We start from the raw sequence: 16,024 nt of genomic DNA, 5'->3' as shown, positions 1-16,024 counted from the left end.
ACACCTCCTAATTTATTTTCATTGTTCATTTCTTTGCCTACCCTATTAGAGTTTAATCTCAATGTCGACACCAGACGGTAAATCTAAACGCATTAATGCATCTACCGTTTGCGGTGTTGGGCTGACAATATCAATAAGACGTTTATGCGTACGCATCTCGAACTGTTCACGGGAGTCTTTGTATTTATGTGTCGCTCGGATCACAGTGTACACTGAGCGCTCTGTTGGAAGCGGGACGGGTCCAGCTACATTTGCACCTGAACGCTTAGCCGTGTCAACAATCTTCTCGGATGATTGATCGAGAATACGGTGCTCATACGCCTTTAATCGAATTCGAATCTTCTCATTTGCCATGTTTAACCCTCCTTTTTCGCCTGATTTTCAGACCTACTCCGCGGAAATTTCCCCACACCCGCCATGGCAAAGGGGCCGGGTGTATCGGCAACCTTCCACATCATCGCAAAAAGCAACTTAAAAATGGGAGATCCGCGCGGATTTCCCACCTTCTTGTCACACCTTAACTATTATAAAGGCTATGAATATTGATTGCAAGTAGAATTTTAGATCTTTCTCAACAAGCACACGTTTAAGCCCAATGTTGAACGTAACACCTCTGCTATCTTTCTTCTATAGTAAAGTGTTTCCAAAATGGAGGTAGATAAAAACAAAACACGGGGATGGCTCATGATTTGCGCCGGTGAAAACACTTTCGCCGATTCCTGAGCCGATGAATTCTCGGTTGTTTCCGCTGAAAAACGAAGGATTGCGCTGAATATTAGGATCCCCCACCGAAAAAACGCCGAATGCAGGAGCTGCCCTTTTGGGCCGGCTCCGCATTGGTATTATAAGGTTTCTTCTAGCTGTGATACTCTTTGCTCTAGGTCATTCGCTTTTCGAATTTGATGAATCAAACGTTTAATTAACGATAGTTCAGCCTGGGCAGTCATCAAATGATCTTGAGCATGAATCATGAAAAAAGAAGGTGTATGCTCATCATCCTGATGAGATATTAACTCTGTTTGCCATTTATGACCCTCGACAAATTCTTGCTCTGCTTCTTCCAATTTAGCTTCTGCTGTTTCAAATTCATTTTCCTCTGCAGCATCCAAGGCTTCGTACGCCGCTCCTCTAGCGTTTCCACCATGTAATATTAATTGTGTCATCGTTTTTTCATAATCCATATGGTTCACCTCTTAAGAACTAGCTGTTTGAGCTTTCTCGTCTTCTTTCTGTTGTTCTATTAATTGCTTCTCATACCGTTTGAAGAAAGGATAGTAGATCACAGATGCGACAAGCACGTTTATAATCTGAATCAAGACAGCCATAAACGATCCCCCTGTCGCCAGGAACCCTCCAAAGCCGAGCGGAACTGTAAATGGTGGTTGTATAACCACTGGCGGCAAGACACCCGTAGCAAACATGATATAATTAATGGTCACTACAACTACCGGCGCCAATACAAATGGGATGAACAAAACAGGATTAAGTACGATCGGCAAACCAAAAATGAGCGGTTCATTAATATTGAAGATTGATGGAATAATGGCTGTTCGTCCCACTTGTTTAATTTGCATCGATGCTGAGAACAGCATAAATATGGCAAGGCCTAAGGTTACACCCGAACCCCCAATGTGAGTGAACATATGAAAGAACGGTTCGGTAACAATTCCGGTTGCCTCCTCACCAGCGGCAACTGCATCAGCATTCGCAGCTAGTTGGCTCATCCAGAAAGGGTATACCACGGAAGATACGACGTTCATCCCATGAATGCCCATTCCCCACAGTACCATCATGACCAAGATCATTCCGAGTGCTGCCCAATAAGTGTTTGAAGCGGCAACCAATGGTTGAAAAAGTGCCATGATCGCTTGCGGTAACGTCATGTCAAAATTCGCATATATGGTCCATTGTAGAGCCCATACTAACGGTATAATAATCATAAATGGAATCAATACGCGAAATGTCCTCATTACATAAGGAGGAACACTCGGCGGCATCTCAAAAGTAAAACCTTTTTTGATCAAGAAGTTCATTAACTCGGTGACGAGAATACTTAAAATGATCGCGACGAATAAACCTTCTCCGCCAAGTAACTCAAGTACCTGGCCAAACTCTATTTGTTCAATATCCACGACAGGAAACGCTGTCATAAGGAATGCAAGCATTGAAAGGATTCCTGCCATTACAGCATCCATATCTTTACGCTGCGCAAGACTGTAACCAACCCCAAATGCAACCGTTAATGCCATCAACCCAAAGGTCAAATGAAAGGGAAAAAGCAGTTGCGCCTGTATGGGCTCAACCGCATTCACCCAAGCATCGACGAGTGGCCCGAAAACTGGCATACCGCTAATTTCATCTGGCGGATTAGCAATGATTAAGAAAATGGACCCCGTTATAATCACCGGCAATGCAAAAATAACAAAAGCATCACGAATGGATTGCAAATATATATTTTGGGCGATTTTTCCAAGTGGCTCCATTAAATGATCTTCAAGCCATTGAATCACTAGTATTTCCCCCTATTCAGCTAATTTCAATGCCTGATCAAGAACCTTATCTCCATCCATGAGGGCAAACGCTGTTTGATCCACTAATTCTACAGGCACATTGTGAGGTTCCGCTATACGAGTCACTTCTTTTCGTAAGTGTCTTACTTGTGGTTCGAGCAAAGCCACATCATATTCAGCTGCTTTGTCTTTAAAATCACCTGTACCTCCCGAATAAATATCTGCTTCAATCCCTCTTTTCTCTGCTGCTTGCTCCACTTTTTTAGCCAATTGACTAGAAGTTGCACCCCAGCTGCATAAAATAATCACTTTAATAGACTGTTTTGCCATTTCGATGTCTCCTATCTTTTTTAAATTTGGTTGAAAGAATTTCATCTGCCTTTTCATCAACGACTTTGTAATGTTTCATCAGCCACCTTGAAAACCATGTGGCACCAAGAAGAATGACAGTAAATCCAATCCCGAAAAAGAAAAGCTGTACCGCACCTGGCTGTCCTGTAAAGTATTGCTGAACAGCATAGCCATTCCATAAAACGATAAACGCCAGCGTATACCAAAAGGATATCTTCCTTAACAAATTCACGCCTCCTTTCTCTTCCTTACACTATATTAATGCAACATTTATGCCAAAAATAAAAAGCCCTTTATAAAGGGCTTTTTCCGTATCGTATTTCTATCTGTGCACATTCACTGCACACATTACCTTGATAATTTCATCGTTGCTTTTAAAAATGTGTGTTTAAATTCCACTTGAAATGTTTCTTCCAAACGGTTCACAAGCGGCTCCCATACCGCCATTTCAGCTAGATCGTGATCAAAATCCTTATGCATAGGCATCGTTTTTTGCAATTCCTCCATTTCATCATGTAAATGCGCGTGCATCATTCGATCCAGTAGAACACCAATGTGCATACCCATACCGAGTGCCCGGTCATCTTCCCAACCATAGTAATCCTGTATCTGGGAAAGACAATCGTCCAGAATGGTACAAAAAACGCGTGGATTGATATAAGTTACAATTTCACCAAGCCCATTTGCGATCGCTTGATAGCCTTCCTGCACATGCTGGTGATTATCTACGGGTAACGATTGGTTCTGACGAGTCACTTCTAGTAATTTAAACAAACGTGAACTCCCTTCTTGCTTAAGAAGTTCCCACGCCGGAATAAATGGAATTTCATCCATAGAAATATGAACCGTACCGATGATAGCTACAATCTCGTAATAGTCTTTTAATTGATCGAGAATCGAAGTATCCCTTGAAACCGGATGAATTCGTACGGAGCGAATGACTACATCTTTATCTGCTTCCGTAAGCTGTGCGGCTAGCCACTCCTCCAGTAATTGCGCTGCTCCCTCTCCAGTAAAACAAACAGTTGCAATCAAGCGCTTCCTCTTCGGTACCTGAGAAGAGTTACCTTCATGCATAAACAACGTCATCGCTTTGTATGCCGACTCATAAACTTCTTCTACCGTCATTCCCTGAACGAGTGATTTTCTCCCTGCTTCCATCACCATGGGCATATTCACACAAGGTAAAGTGTAAACCGGTAGATCCCATTCGTGATAAAACGTATCTCCCAATGTAACGAGGGACCCCATATCTACAAGAAGCAGTACACCTTGATACGTTTGCAAGGAGAGGGCGCGTTTAATATTCGCCTGTATCTCTTCATAGGTCTTTTCAGCCGATATATCCAATGGCATGTCGATAGATTGAACAACTGCTGTACCCAGCAATGTATTCGTAACTTCCGCCATCGATGAAGCAGTAGCTCGACCGTGGGTTACTAATAATATATAGACCGTTTGCGAGTTTGGAATAGGGGGTGGTTCTGGTTCAGGAGTTAAAAAATGAGCCAGCAATTCAACTTCATCGTTTGGAAGTTTAAAATGTATGGTGTCCTCTAAATACTCAGCCAGCCGGTAGGCCGCCTTCCGTTCCCTCTGCGGAGCCCTCGAAAAGGATGGTAACAGCTGATTATCGCCCATGTTATGATTGCGCAAGTTTTGCAAGTGTAATCCAATAACATATAAACTTTGTTTATCAAGCTCACGAGAAAAAAATTCTGAAAGTACTGTAGGTGCACGTTGCAGCGCTTGAAGCAAGTCTTCATCCACAAGATCGTGCCAAGCATCGTAGGAAATCGCACCTTCAGGATAGTGATCTGTTAAATCTTGAATATATTGGTTGACGACCTTTTGTAACGAATCTCCAGCCGCTATATCCCCCACTGCGTTTAGTTCTGCTTGTTTTTCGTCCAAGCGTTGATAAATGTTTGGAAGCGGAATATTCTGTTCCTCTGATCTTCCTTGTTCCTCGAATGTTTCAGAGACTTGAACGGGATCATTATATACGTTTTCTCTAGGGCGGAAAGACTTCATCACATCATTCTCAATAGGGATATCTTCCTTCTGGACCGTCACTTGTGAATCTTTATGATTTAAGTAACGTAAATAGGCTCGAGCACAAGCAATCTGTACATCATTTTTTAACTGTCCGATATTTCCTGGGCAAGAGTAACGAAGAAAAGCCTCGCTTCCTTTTTCCTCTATCGAAAGGTGAGTATCCATTTTACCTTCTTCCTGTTGCAGAAGCAGATGAAGCAGCGCTATTCTCTCTTTACGGCTTCGTGCTCGTAACGGAGGGATCGTTAGCTTGACGGAAAATCGCCGGAATAACGTTGGCAAGAGTACCTCATCTGAACGTTCAGTCGTGGCTCCGATAAATGTCACTTTCGCTTGTCGTTCACGTGTCGCTTCACCAAAACGTCGATAGACTCCCTTGTCCATCAAGTAAAATAACATCTCTTGTCCAGAAGCCGGTAAACGATGAATTTCATCTAGAAATAAAATCCCGCCATCCGCTAGTTCTACCAATCCAGGTTCATCTTGAACGGCCCCGGTAAATGCTCCTTTCTTTATTCCAAAAATTTGCCCAACCAATAATTCAGGATTCTGTGCATAATCTGCACAATTAAATGTCACAAATGGAGTATCCTTCGTAATATAAGCTTGTTTTACTGCCTCTTCATGCAAATGTTCAGCTAGATAGGTTTTCCCAGTACCGGTCTCACCAGTCAAGAGCACATGTAAGGTCTGGAAAGGGTAAGAGAGCGCAGCCATCCCTTGTTGCACTAAAGGTTGCAAACTTTCTCCAATGTCTTGATTCTGCTGGGAACTTCTTCGGTAATAACGCACAGGTTTACCTGCTATTTTTTCCGCTTGATTACTTTGCACAAGACCGTTTAAATAGCGGCTTGCGGTAGAGCGGTTAATATTTAAGGCATGTGCAATTTCTTCTGCACTAACCCCTTGCGGACGATCCTCTGAAAACGATTGCAATTGTTTTAATACATCCTCTTGCCTGCTCATTTACATTCACCTTATCATGCTTATTTTATCCTAGTTTACCAGCAATTCCTTACTTTTTCATGAAAAACCACTCCCTAGGATAGGAAGTGGCAATGTTCTTAAAATTGATCGTTATATCCTTGTTTTCATTATATTCGTTTAGATTTTTGAAACGAATATAAATGCTGCCTTTCCTAAAATTGCGTGTTCCAAAAGGAGGACAAAAAGAGCCGAGTCGTTCGAGAAGACGCAGCTGCGAGCCACCCTACTTGCACCAAGAAAGCATTCACTTCTCACGAAGGAAAAGGGGGGTTTTTCCGAGGAGCAAAGCGCCAGCTGGCTGCTTCATAAGCGTTCCTTCGCACGATGAAAAAGTGGCCTTCTTTTTCGAGGATACGGTTTTCATACGTGAGGCGCGCGGAAGCAAGACGACGAAGAAATACGACCGCTATTTTTCCCGGACTTTTTGAACACTGCCAGTTATTAATTATCTAGAACCTCTTCAATCAACTCTTTCTCTTCTTTAGAAAGCTTGACGGAAAGCGCACGTAAATTTTCTTGTACTCGATCAGGCCCTTTTCCACCGGGTATGACCGCCGCAACATTTTGTTGAGCAAGTAACCACGCAAGGGCAAGATTTGAGACGGTTGTTCCCTTCTTATCCGCAATTTCTTTTAACTCCGATACACGGTCAATAGTATCCTCATAAAGACCGGGAGCAAATAATGGATGACTCGAACGATGATCATCGTAAGATGGTGTAAAATCCTTAGTGTAATGGCCTGAAAGTAAACCATAGGCAAGTGGTCCGAATGGGATAAATGAAATCCCCTGCTCGTTGCAATATGGTAAAAGCTCATCCTCTGCTGAACGATCCAGCATATTGTACCAAGACTGTAAAACGGAAATATCGTTGTGACGATTCGCTTCCGATAATTGCTCTGCCGATACATTGGAAATGCCAATTGCCCTTATCTTCCCCTCTTCCTTTAACCTCGAAAGAGCTCCTATCGCTTCAGACAAAGGCACATCTGAATCAGGAAAGTGTAAATAGTAAATATCAATATAATCCGTTTGCAATCGTTTCAGGCTGTTTTCCACCGCTTGCTTTAAGTATTCAGGACGATTGTTAAACGTCGTTCCATCGTTCGTATACTCCAATCCGCCTTTCGTCGCCAACACGACGTCTTGTCTACGTGATTTAATGACCTCTCCTATGATTTCCTCAGATCTACCAAAACCATATGCATCTGCAGTATCCACAAGATTAATTCCTTCATCCAGTGCCGAGCGCACCATTGCAGCACCTTTATTTTCATCTAGATTAGGAAATAGATTATGACCGCCCACTCCATTCGTTCCGACACCCAATATGGAGATTTTTATATCAGTTTTCGGGATACGATGATATTCCATGTTCAATCCAGCACCTTTCGCTATGTTTAACTTCTCTATATTATCACCCCTATAGTGATTCTCTGCAAACACTTGTTAATTAAAACTTTATAGAGGTTGTCAAAAAGCCCGAAAAAAATCGCTTCGTATCCCTTCGCCATCTTACTTCTGCGCTCCTCGATCTACTCGGTTCTTTTCTGTGAAAAGAATGGTGACATAGTGATTTCATTCTCATACTCATTGGGGTGCGCAAAGCGTCATGTTTGTTTTTGTCCTCTTTTTTTGACCACGCTTTTATACTGATTGTAACAAAAAAGAGTACCCCGAAGGGTACCCTATTTTACACTCATTCTTACTTCACGATTTCTGTAACAACACCAGATCCTACTGTACGACCGCCTTCACGGATAGAAAATCTTGTGCCCTCTTCAATCGCGATTGGCTGAATAAGGCCAACGGACATTTCAATGTTGTCTCCTGGCATAACCATTTCTACACCTTCCGGCAACTCGATAACACCCGTTACGTCCGTTGTACGGAAATAGAATTGTGGGCGATAGTTTTGGAAGAATGGAGTATGGCGTCCACCTTCATCTTTGGAAAGAACGTATACTTCCGCTTTAAATTCCGTATGTGGTGTGATCGTACCTGGTTTCGCAAGTACTTGTCCACGCTTGATTTGTTCACGGTTAATCCCACGAAGCAATGCACCGATGTTGTCTCCGGCTTCTGCATAGTCAAGGATCTTATGGAACATCTCAACACCTGTAACGGTTGATTTTTTCTTTTCTTCATCGATTCCAAGAATCTCAATTTCATCGCCAGTGTTAAGCATACCGCGTTCAACACGACCCGTTGCAACAGTACCACGGCCAGTGATTGAGAATACGTCTTCAACCGGCATCATGAATGGCTTATCTGTGTCACGCTCTGGAGTAGGGATATAGTTATCTACTTCGCTCATCAAGTCAAGAATCTTTTGTTTATGCTCTTCATCGCCTTCAAGAGCTTTCAAAGCAGAACCAGAAACTACCGGAATGTCGTCTCCTGGGAAGTCGTACTCAGAAAGAAGATCACGTACTTCCATTTCTACAAGCTCAAGAAGCTCTTCGTCGTCAACCTGGTCAACTTTGTTAAGGAAAACAACGATTGATGGCACACCAACGTTACGGGAAAGCAGAATGTGCTCACGAGTTTGCGGCATAGGACCATCCGCTGCAGATACAACTAGAATGGAGCCATCCATTTGCGCTGCACCAGTGATCATGTTTTTCACGTAGTCTGCGTGTCCAGGGCAATCCACGTGTGCATAGTGACGACTCTCTGTTTCATACTCTACGTGAGAAGTTGCAATCGTAATTCCACGCTCTTTTTCTTCTGGAGCGCCATCAATTGCATCATATTCCATGACGGTACCTTCACCTGATTGTTCATGGAGTACTTTTGTAATTGCAGCTGTTAATGTAGTTTTACCATGGTCAACGTGGCCAATTGTACCAATGTTAGCATGGCTCTTCGACCGGTCAAATTTTTCTTTTGCCATTGGAATTTTCCTCCCTTAAATTCATGATTTAATATGAAGCAAGAAAGAATGATCGAGGATCACCTTTCTAAGCTTTAAAAGTTGAGTGGTGATTACTCACCGGTGTTTTTCTTAATGATTTCTTCAGAAATACTCTTAGGCACTTCTTCATAATGATCAAAGAACATTGTGTATGTGCCGCGACCCTGCGTATTAGAGCGTAGAGTCGTTGCATACCCGAACATTTCAGCTAACGGCACGTAAGCACTGATGATTTGTGCATTTCCACGCGCATCCATTCCTTCTACACGGCCGCGACGAGAAGTGACGTCTCCCATCACATCGCCCATGTACTCTTCAGGAACAACAATATCAACTTTCATCAAAGGTTCAAGAAGAACGGGCTGGCATGAAGATTTTGCTTCTTTAAGTGCCATGGAGGCAGCAATTTTAAACGCCATCTCATTTGAGTCGACGTCGTGATAGGAACCGTCAAACAAACGAGCTTTCATGTCAATCATCGGATAGCCTGCAAGCAAGCCTGATTGCATTGCTTCTTCAACGCCTTGTTGAACAGAATTAATATATTCACGAGGAACAACCCCGCCGACGATCTTGTTTTCAAATTCAAATCCGGCGCCTGTTTCGTTCGGGCTAAACTCAATCCATACATGGCCATATTGTCCACGACCACCGGATTGACGAATAAACTTTCCTTCACAATTTGCAGATGTCCTTATGGTTTCACGATAGGATACTTGCGGTGCACCGACAATGGCTTCTACCTTAAATTCACGTTTTAAGCGATCAACAATGATATCAAGGTGAAGTTCACCCATTCCTGAAATAACCGTTTGACCTGTTTCTTCATCGGTGTACGTTTGGAAAGTCGGGTCTTCTTCAGCAAGTTTACCAAGCGCAATCCCCATCTTATCCTGGTCTGCTTTAGACTTAGGCTCTACAGATAAGGAGATAACAGGTTCTGGAAAGTCCATCGCTTCAAGAACAACCTCGTCTTTTACATCACAAAGTGTATCACCTGTGGATGTGTCCTTCAAACCAACACCTGCAGCAATATCACCTGAGTAGACAGTTGAAATCTCTTCACGCGAATTGGCATGCATTTGCAAAATACGGCCAACTCTTTCACGATTATCTTTTGATGTGTTCTTCACATAAGAACCTGACGACAAGGTACCGGAATACACACGGAAAAACGTAAGTTTCCCAACGTAAGGGTCCGACATAACCTTAAATGCAAGTGCAGAAAATGGGCCTTCATCATCTGCTTCACGTTGCACTTCTTCGTCCGTGTTTACTTTCGTTCCCTTAATAGCCGGAACATCGGTTGGTGCAGGCAAATAATCAATAACAGCATCAAGCATGAGCTGGACACCTTTGTTTTTGAATGCTGATCCGCAAAGAACCGGATAAAACTCAACATTAAGTGTGCCCTTACGGATGGCTCTTTTTACATCATCATTATTTAGCTCTTCACCCTCCAGATACATCATCATAAGATCTTCATCAAATTCCGCAACGGCTTCGATGAGCTGCTCACGATATGCATCTGCCTGTTCCCGGTATTCGTCTGGAATTTCTCGTTCTTCCGTCTCTCTGCCCAAGTCATCAAGATAATAATAAGCTTTCATTTCCACAAGGTCAATGATGCCTTCAAATTCATCTTCTGCACCAATGGGCAACTGAATAGCATGGGCGTTAGCACCAAGGCGATCCTTTAATGTGCTTACCGAATAAAGGAAGTCTGCACCCACTTTATCCATTTTATTGACAAATACAATTCTTGGCACATGATAGGTGGTTGCTTGACGCCAAACGGTCTCCGTTTGTGGTTCAACACCAGACTGTGCGTCAAGTACAGCAACAGAACCATCAAGTACACGAAGGGAACGTTCCACTTCTACAGTAAAGTCGACGTGCCCTGGTGTGTCAATAATGTTAATACGATGTTCTTTCCATTGGGCTGTTGTGGCAGCAGATGTGATAGTAATCCCACGATCTTGTTCCTGTGCCATCCAGTCCATCTGGGAAGCACCTTCGTGTGTTTCTCCGATTTTGTGAGTACGGCCGGTATAGAACAAAATACGTTCTGTAGCCGTCGTTTTACCGGCATCAATATGTGCCATAATACCGATATTACGGGTTTTCTCCAAGGAGAACTCTCTTGCCATGGCCTACACTTTCTCCTTTCATCCATTTCTCATTACTATAAATGGAGAGAAACGGTTATTACCAGCGGTAATGGGCAAATGCTTTATTCGCTTCCGCCATGCGGTGAGTATCTTCACGCTTTCTAACCGCTGAACCAGTATTATTGGCAGCATCCATAATTTCATTCGCTAGACGCTCTTCCATCGATTTCTCTCCTCGCAGACGTGCATAGCTTACCAACCAGCGTAAGCCAAGTGTCGTGCGACGATCAGGTTTTACTTCAATCGGTACTTGGTAGTTAGCACCACCGACACGGCGTGCTTTAACTTCCAGTACTGGCATAATATTCTTTAATGCCTGATCAAAAACTTCCATCGGCTCTTCGCCGCTACGCTCACGAACCAGATCAAAAGATTGGTAAAGAATGTTTTGTGCTTTTCCTTTTTTCCCGTCAATCATGATACGGTTGATAAGACGGGTCACCAACTTTGAATTATAAATCGGATCGGGCAACACTTCACGGCGAGGTACGGGACCTTTACGAGGCATGTTCAGCCCTCCTTTCACTATTATCTTCAATGTTCATGGATCTTAATTAATGGATTTATTTCTTCGCACGTTTTGTTCCGTACTTAGAACGGCTCTGCTTACGGTTTTGAACACCAGCTGTATCAAGCGCTCCACGGACAATATGATAACGCACACCTGGAAGGTCTTTCACACGACCACCACGAATGAGAACAACACTGTGTTCTTGCAAGTTATGCCCAATTCCCGGAATATAAGCTGTTACTTCAATCCCATTGGTCAAACGAACACGTGCATACTTCCGAAGGGCTGAGTTCGGCTTTTTCGGTGTCATCGTACCCACACGTGTACAAACGCCTTGTTTATGAGGTGAAGATTGGATCGTTTGTAGCTTCTTATAGCTATTATATCCTCTATTAAGCGCTGGAGCATCCGATTTCTTCGGCTTTGTTTGTCGACCTTTGCGGACGAGCTGATTCATTGTTGGCATCGGTTTTCCTCCTTTCTGATTATTACACTGCAAATAGATTAGCAGCATTTTATTAACCTATCACTGAATATTGGCCTTGAGAAACCCTGTTTATACCGGTTTTTTCAAGACCACTGTTCCAGGTGGTTCATAAAAGTGTAAAAGTAAAGTTCTTACCTGACGCAGCGTTTGATGCTTGCGTCAGGCAAAAACCATTCGCTTTTCACAAAAAGGCCTCAAGCCTTTTATTCGATTTGCCCTCATCCACCTTTATAAACACTATACAGGTGGATGAGGCGCACCTAAGATATCGTAACAAAGGGGCATGATTGTGTCAACAAACTTTTAGTCGTATAAAGCACTTTCCGGTTCTTTTGCTTCTTCATCACTTTCATCTGCAATGCTCGCTTCTAAGGAGCGATAGCGTTGCATACCTGTTCCTGCAGGTACGAGCTTCCCGATGATGACGTTCTCTTTTAAGCCGAGAAGTTCATCTGTGCGCCCTTTAATCCCTGCATCTGTAAGCACACGCGTTGTCTCCTGAAATGAAGCTGCTGATAAGAAGGAATCCGTCTCAAGCGATGCTTTTGTAATCCCGAGAATAATCGGGTTTCCAACAGCTGGACGTTTGTCTTTTTTGAGTACATCTTTGTTGGCCTCGTTAAATTGATTAACTTCCACCAATGTACCCGGAAGTATTTTCGTATCGCCTGAGTCATTCACACGTATTTTACGGAGCATTTGCCGAACCATAACTTCTACGTGCTTATCACCAATTTCAACACCTTGCATACGGTAGACTTTCTGAACTTCCTTAAGCAAGTATTCCTGGACTTCTTTTAATCCAGTAACTTTCAACAGTTCCTTCGGATCAATAGATCCTTCCGTAAGCGCTTGACCGGCTTCGACTTCATCACCTTCAGCAACACTGAGCCTTGCACCGTAAGCTGTCGTATAGGACCTTGATTCGAATTCACCCTTGATCACAATATCCTTTTTATCCCCTGTATCCTGAACTTCACTCACCGTACCTGCAAGCTCACTGATCAAAGCCTGACCTTTCGGGTTACGGGCTTCAAAGAGTTCTTGAATACGCGGAAGACCCTGGGTAATATCGTCCCCAGCAACACCACCGGTGTGGAAGGTACGCATTGTAAGTTGTGTCCCTGGTTCACCAATGGATTGGGCAGCGATAATTCCGACTGCTTCTCCAACTTCTACGTCACTGCCCGTCGCTAGATTACGACCATAGCATTTCTTACAAACCCCATGAGAAGTATCACATGCAAATGCAGACCGAATAACTACCTTTTCAACACCTGCATCCACAATTACTTTTGCTGTGTCTTCACTAATGAGTTCATTTTTCCGCACAATCACGTTTTCAGTTTCTGGATCCTTTACGGTTTGGAATGCTACACGACCGACGAGACGGTCATATAAACCTTCGATCACTTCAGTTCCGTCACGCAAGGCCTCAACGAGAAGGCCGCGATCCGTTCCACAATCGTCTTCGCGAACGATAACATCTTGCGCCACATCAACGAGTCGACGTGTCAAGTAACCTGAGTCAGCGGTTTTAAGCGCGGTATCTGCAAGACCTTTTCGAGCACCATGAGTGGAAATAAAGTACTCCAATACTGTAAGACCTTCCCTAAAGCTCGACTTGATAGGAAGTTCGATAATTTTTCCCGATGGATTTGCCATCAAACCACGCATACCTGCAAGTTGGGTGAAGTTAGAAGCATTCCCACGAGAACCAGAATCACTCATCATATAGATCGGGTTCGAACGGTCGAGTGTTTTCATGAGCCGGTTTTGAATGGTGTCTTTTGCTTCACTCCATAGGGAGATCACTTTGTCATAACGTTCCTCTTCCGTGATTAAACCACGTCTAAACTGCTTCATTACACGCTCGACTTTCTCGTCGGTCTCATCCAGCAGCTCTTGCTTTTCCGAAAGAACAACGACGTCAGAGACACCTACAGTAAGGCCTGCTTTTGTCGAATAATAGAAACCAAGATCCTTCATACTGTCTAACATACGGGAGGTTTCTATGACTTGAAATACCTTAAATACTTCAGCAATGATATCTCCTAAAAAGCCCTTTTTGAACGGTAGAACGAGGTCGGTTTCTGCCAGGACTGCTTTTACATCTGATCCCTTAGGAATTAAATACTTCTCTGGTGTTTCCCGCTCCAAATTTTCCGCAGTCGGCTCATTAATATATGGGAAGGAGCTTGGCAGAATCTCATTGAAAATAAGTTTGCCGATCGTTGTTAACAATAACTTATTTTCCGCACCTTCCGGGAATGTTGTTTTGTTCAATGAATTAGCCGGAAGTGCAATACGCGTATGCAAGTGAACATATCCATTTTGATATGCGGTTAAGGCCTCATTTCCATCTTTAAATATGGAACCCTCACCTACCGCATTCTCCTGTTCTAGCGTTAGATAATAGTTTCCAAGAACCATGTCTTGTGAAGGTGTAACGACCGGTTTTCCGTCTTTTGGATTCAAGATATTTTGGGCTGCCATCATAAGGACACGCGCTTCTGCTTGTGCCTCTGCAGACAGTGGGACGTGAACGGCCATTTGGTCACCGTCGAAATCAGCATTGTATGCTGCACAGACGAGTGGGTGCAAACGAATGGCACGACCTTCTACGAGCGTAGGTTCAAAAGCCTGGATGCCTAACCTGTGCAGTGTAGGTGCACGATTCAACAATACCGGATGTTCTTTGATTACCTCTTCAAGTACATCCCATATTTCCGGCTGCACACGATCAACTTTACGTTTAGCACTTTTAATGTTGTGCGCTTGACCATTGGCTACCAGTTCTTTCATAACAAACGGTTTAAATAGTTCTAATGCCATCTCTTTCGGAAGCCCGCACTGGTACATTTTTAGGTTAGGACCAACCACGATAACAGAACGACCGGAGTAGTCTACACGTTTACCGAGTAAGTTCTGGCGGAAACGCCCCTGTTTACCTTTAAGCATATGAGAAAGTGATTTAAGAGGACGATTCCCTGGGCCTGTAACTGGCCGGCCACGCCTTCCGTTATCAATGAGTGCATCAACAGCTTCCTGAAGCATCCGCTTTTCATTTTGCACAATGATACTTGGAGCACCAAGGTCAAGCAAACGCTTCAAACGATTATTACGATTGATGACACGGCGATATAAGTCATTGAGGTCAGAAGTAGCAAAACGTCCACCGTCTAACTGCACCATTGGACGTAATTCAGGTGGAATGATTGGCAGAACATCCATAATCATCCAGGATGGATGATTCCCAGAATGACGAAAAGCCTCCAATACCTCCAAGCGCTTAATGGCACGTGTTCGACGTTGGCCTTGAGCTGTTTCCAACTCATCATTTAAAGTTTTTACTTCTTTATCTAGATTTAGGTCTGATAAAATTTTGCGGATCGCTTCTGCACCCATTTGTGCGGTAAAGGAACGGCCATATTTATCATAATAGGCCCGGTATTCTTTTTCAGAAAGCAGTTGTTTGTACTCAAGTGGTGTATCACCTGTATCCGTTACTACATAAGAAGCAAAATAGATCACTTCTTCAAGGGAGCGCGGAGACATATCCAAGACTAGACCCATGCGGCTTGGAATACCTTTAAAATACCAAATATGAGATACAGGAGCTGCTAACTCAATGTGACCCATACGTTCACGGCGAACCTTAGCGCGCGTGACTTCTACACCGCAACGGTCACAGACCACACCTTTATAGCGAACACGCTTATATTTCCCGCAGTGACATTCCCAGTCCTTTTGAGGACCAAAAATACGTTCGCAAAATAAACCATCCTTTTCCGGTTTAAGCGTCCGATAGTTGATGGTTTCAGGTTTCTTCACTTCTCCTCTAGACCAACTGCGAATCTTATCTGGAGATGCAAGACCGACTTTCATGTATTCGAAGTTATTGACATCTATCAAAGGGGGACCCTCCCTTTCCTGCGCTCGAGTTGTCAAAGGGGCTTAAAGAGACGAAATAAGAGGTAAAGAGCGACCCTAATTCTCTAGGGCCGTTCTTCTTATAGGTGTTCAAAACGT

Annotated in this window: 12 protein-coding genes; all 12 read right to left on the bottom strand. The window is 43.5% G+C overall.

Annotation, left to right across the window (positions count from 1 at the left end; all coding sequences use genetic code 11):
* Positions 1-45: 45 nt before the first annotated feature.
* The 12 genes from rpsJ to rpoC all read right to left on the bottom strand — a co-directional run bounded on the left by rpsJ (position 46) and on the right by rpoC (position 15,907).
* A complete protein-coding gene (gene rpsJ / locus HNR44_RS16880) occupies positions 46-354 on the bottom strand; it encodes a 30S ribosomal protein S10 (RefSeq protein ID WP_184405655.1) in 309 nt (102 codons plus the stop codon).
* A 488-nt stretch (positions 355-842) separates the two neighbouring features.
* Positions 843-1,181, bottom strand: coding sequence for a PTS sugar transporter subunit IIA (locus HNR44_RS16875; RefSeq protein ID WP_184405653.1), 339 nt, complete (start codon positions 1,179-1,181; stop codon positions 843-845).
* 12 nt (positions 1,182-1,193) lie between these two features.
* On the bottom strand, positions 1,194-2,510 hold the full coding sequence (locus HNR44_RS16870) for a PTS sugar transporter subunit IIC (RefSeq protein WP_343069572.1): 1,317 nt from the start codon (positions 2,508-2,510) through the stop codon (positions 1,194-1,196).
* Positions 2,511-2,522: 12 nt separating this feature from the next.
* A complete protein-coding gene (locus tag HNR44_RS16865) occupies positions 2,523-2,840 on the bottom strand; it encodes a PTS sugar transporter subunit IIB (protein ID WP_184405651.1) in 318 nt (105 codons plus the stop codon).
* The gene (locus HNR44_RS16860) at positions 2,821-3,087 is read right to left on the bottom strand and encodes a hypothetical protein (RefSeq protein WP_184405649.1); all 267 of its coding nucleotides are present in this window, start codon (positions 3,085-3,087) and stop codon (positions 2,821-2,823) included. The genes HNR44_RS16865 and HNR44_RS16860 overlap by 20 nt, the downstream gene beginning before the upstream one ends.
* A gap of 122 nt (positions 3,088-3,209) precedes the next feature.
* The gene (locus tag HNR44_RS16855) at positions 3,210-5,885 is read right to left on the bottom strand and encodes a sigma 54-interacting transcriptional regulator (RefSeq protein WP_184405647.1); all 2,676 of its coding nucleotides are present in this window, start codon (positions 5,883-5,885) and stop codon (positions 3,210-3,212) included.
* A gap of 462 nt (positions 5,886-6,347) precedes the next feature.
* Complete coding sequence (locus HNR44_RS16850) at positions 6,348-7,280, bottom strand: aldo/keto reductase (RefSeq protein ID WP_184405644.1); 933 nt, start codon at positions 7,278-7,280, stop codon at positions 6,348-6,350.
* 331 nt (positions 7,281-7,611) lie between these two features.
* Positions 7,612-8,802, bottom strand: a complete 1,191-nt coding sequence (tuf, locus tag HNR44_RS16845) for an elongation factor Tu (RefSeq protein ID WP_184405642.1) — start codon at positions 8,800-8,802, stop codon at positions 7,612-7,614.
* Positions 8,803-8,894: 92 nt separating this feature from the next.
* A complete protein-coding gene (gene fusA / locus HNR44_RS16840; RefSeq protein ID WP_184405639.1) occupies positions 8,895-10,973 on the bottom strand; it encodes an elongation factor G in 2,079 nt (692 codons plus the stop codon).
* Positions 10,974-11,031: 58 nt separating this feature from the next.
* The gene (gene rpsG / locus HNR44_RS16835) at positions 11,032-11,502 is read right to left on the bottom strand and encodes a 30S ribosomal protein S7 (RefSeq protein ID WP_184405637.1); all 471 of its coding nucleotides are present in this window, start codon (positions 11,500-11,502) and stop codon (positions 11,032-11,034) included.
* Positions 11,503-11,557: 55 nt separating this feature from the next.
* Positions 11,558-11,971, bottom strand: coding sequence for a 30S ribosomal protein S12 (gene rpsL, locus HNR44_RS16830; RefSeq protein WP_184405634.1), 414 nt, complete (start codon positions 11,969-11,971; stop codon positions 11,558-11,560).
* Positions 11,972-12,295: 324 nt separating this feature from the next.
* Complete coding sequence (rpoC, locus tag HNR44_RS16825; protein WP_184405632.1) at positions 12,296-15,907, bottom strand: DNA-directed RNA polymerase subunit beta'; 3,612 nt, start codon at positions 15,905-15,907, stop codon at positions 12,296-12,298.
* Positions 15,908-16,024 lie beyond the last annotated feature (117 nt).

Origin of the sequence: Geomicrobium halophilum, from assembly GCF_014207655.1 — a bacterium.
Classification (GTDB): Bacteria; Bacillota; Bacilli; order Bacillales; family Marinococcaceae; genus Geomicrobium; species Geomicrobium halophilum.
The sequence above is the reverse complement of the archived record's forward strand: the minus strand, read 5'-3'. Positions and strand labels throughout refer to the sequence as shown.

Excerpts from the sequence above, each read along its gene's own strand:
- rpsJ (WP_184405655.1), bottom strand. The coding sequence starts at position 354 with ATGGCAAATGAGAAGATTCGAATTCGATTAAAGGCGTATGAGCACCGT.
- HNR44_RS16875 (WP_184405653.1), bottom strand. The coding sequence starts at position 1,181 with ATGGATTATGAAAAAACGATGACACAATTAATATTACATGGTGGAAAC.
- HNR44_RS16865 (WP_184405651.1), bottom strand. The coding sequence starts at position 2,840 with ATGGCAAAACAGTCTATTAAAGTGATTATTTTATGCAGCTGGGGTGCA.
- HNR44_RS16855 (WP_184405647.1), bottom strand. The coding sequence starts at position 5,885 with ATGAGCAGGCAAGAGGATGTATTAAAACAATTGCAATCGTTTTCAGAG.
- HNR44_RS16850 (WP_184405644.1), bottom strand. The coding sequence starts at position 7,280 with ATGGAATATCATCGTATCCCGAAAACTGATATAAAAATCTCCATATTG.
- tuf (WP_184405642.1), bottom strand. The coding sequence starts at position 8,802 with ATGGCAAAAGAAAAATTTGACCGGTCGAAGAGCCATGCTAACATTGGT.
- fusA (WP_184405639.1), bottom strand. The coding sequence starts at position 10,973 with ATGGCAAGAGAGTTCTCCTTGGAGAAAACCCGTAATATCGGTATTATG.
- rpsG (WP_184405637.1), bottom strand. The coding sequence starts at position 11,502 with ATGCCTCGTAAAGGTCCCGTACCTCGCCGTGAAGTGTTGCCCGATCCG.
- rpsL (WP_184405634.1), bottom strand. The coding sequence starts at position 11,971 with ATGCCAACAATGAATCAGCTCGTCCGCAAAGGTCGACAAACAAAGCCG.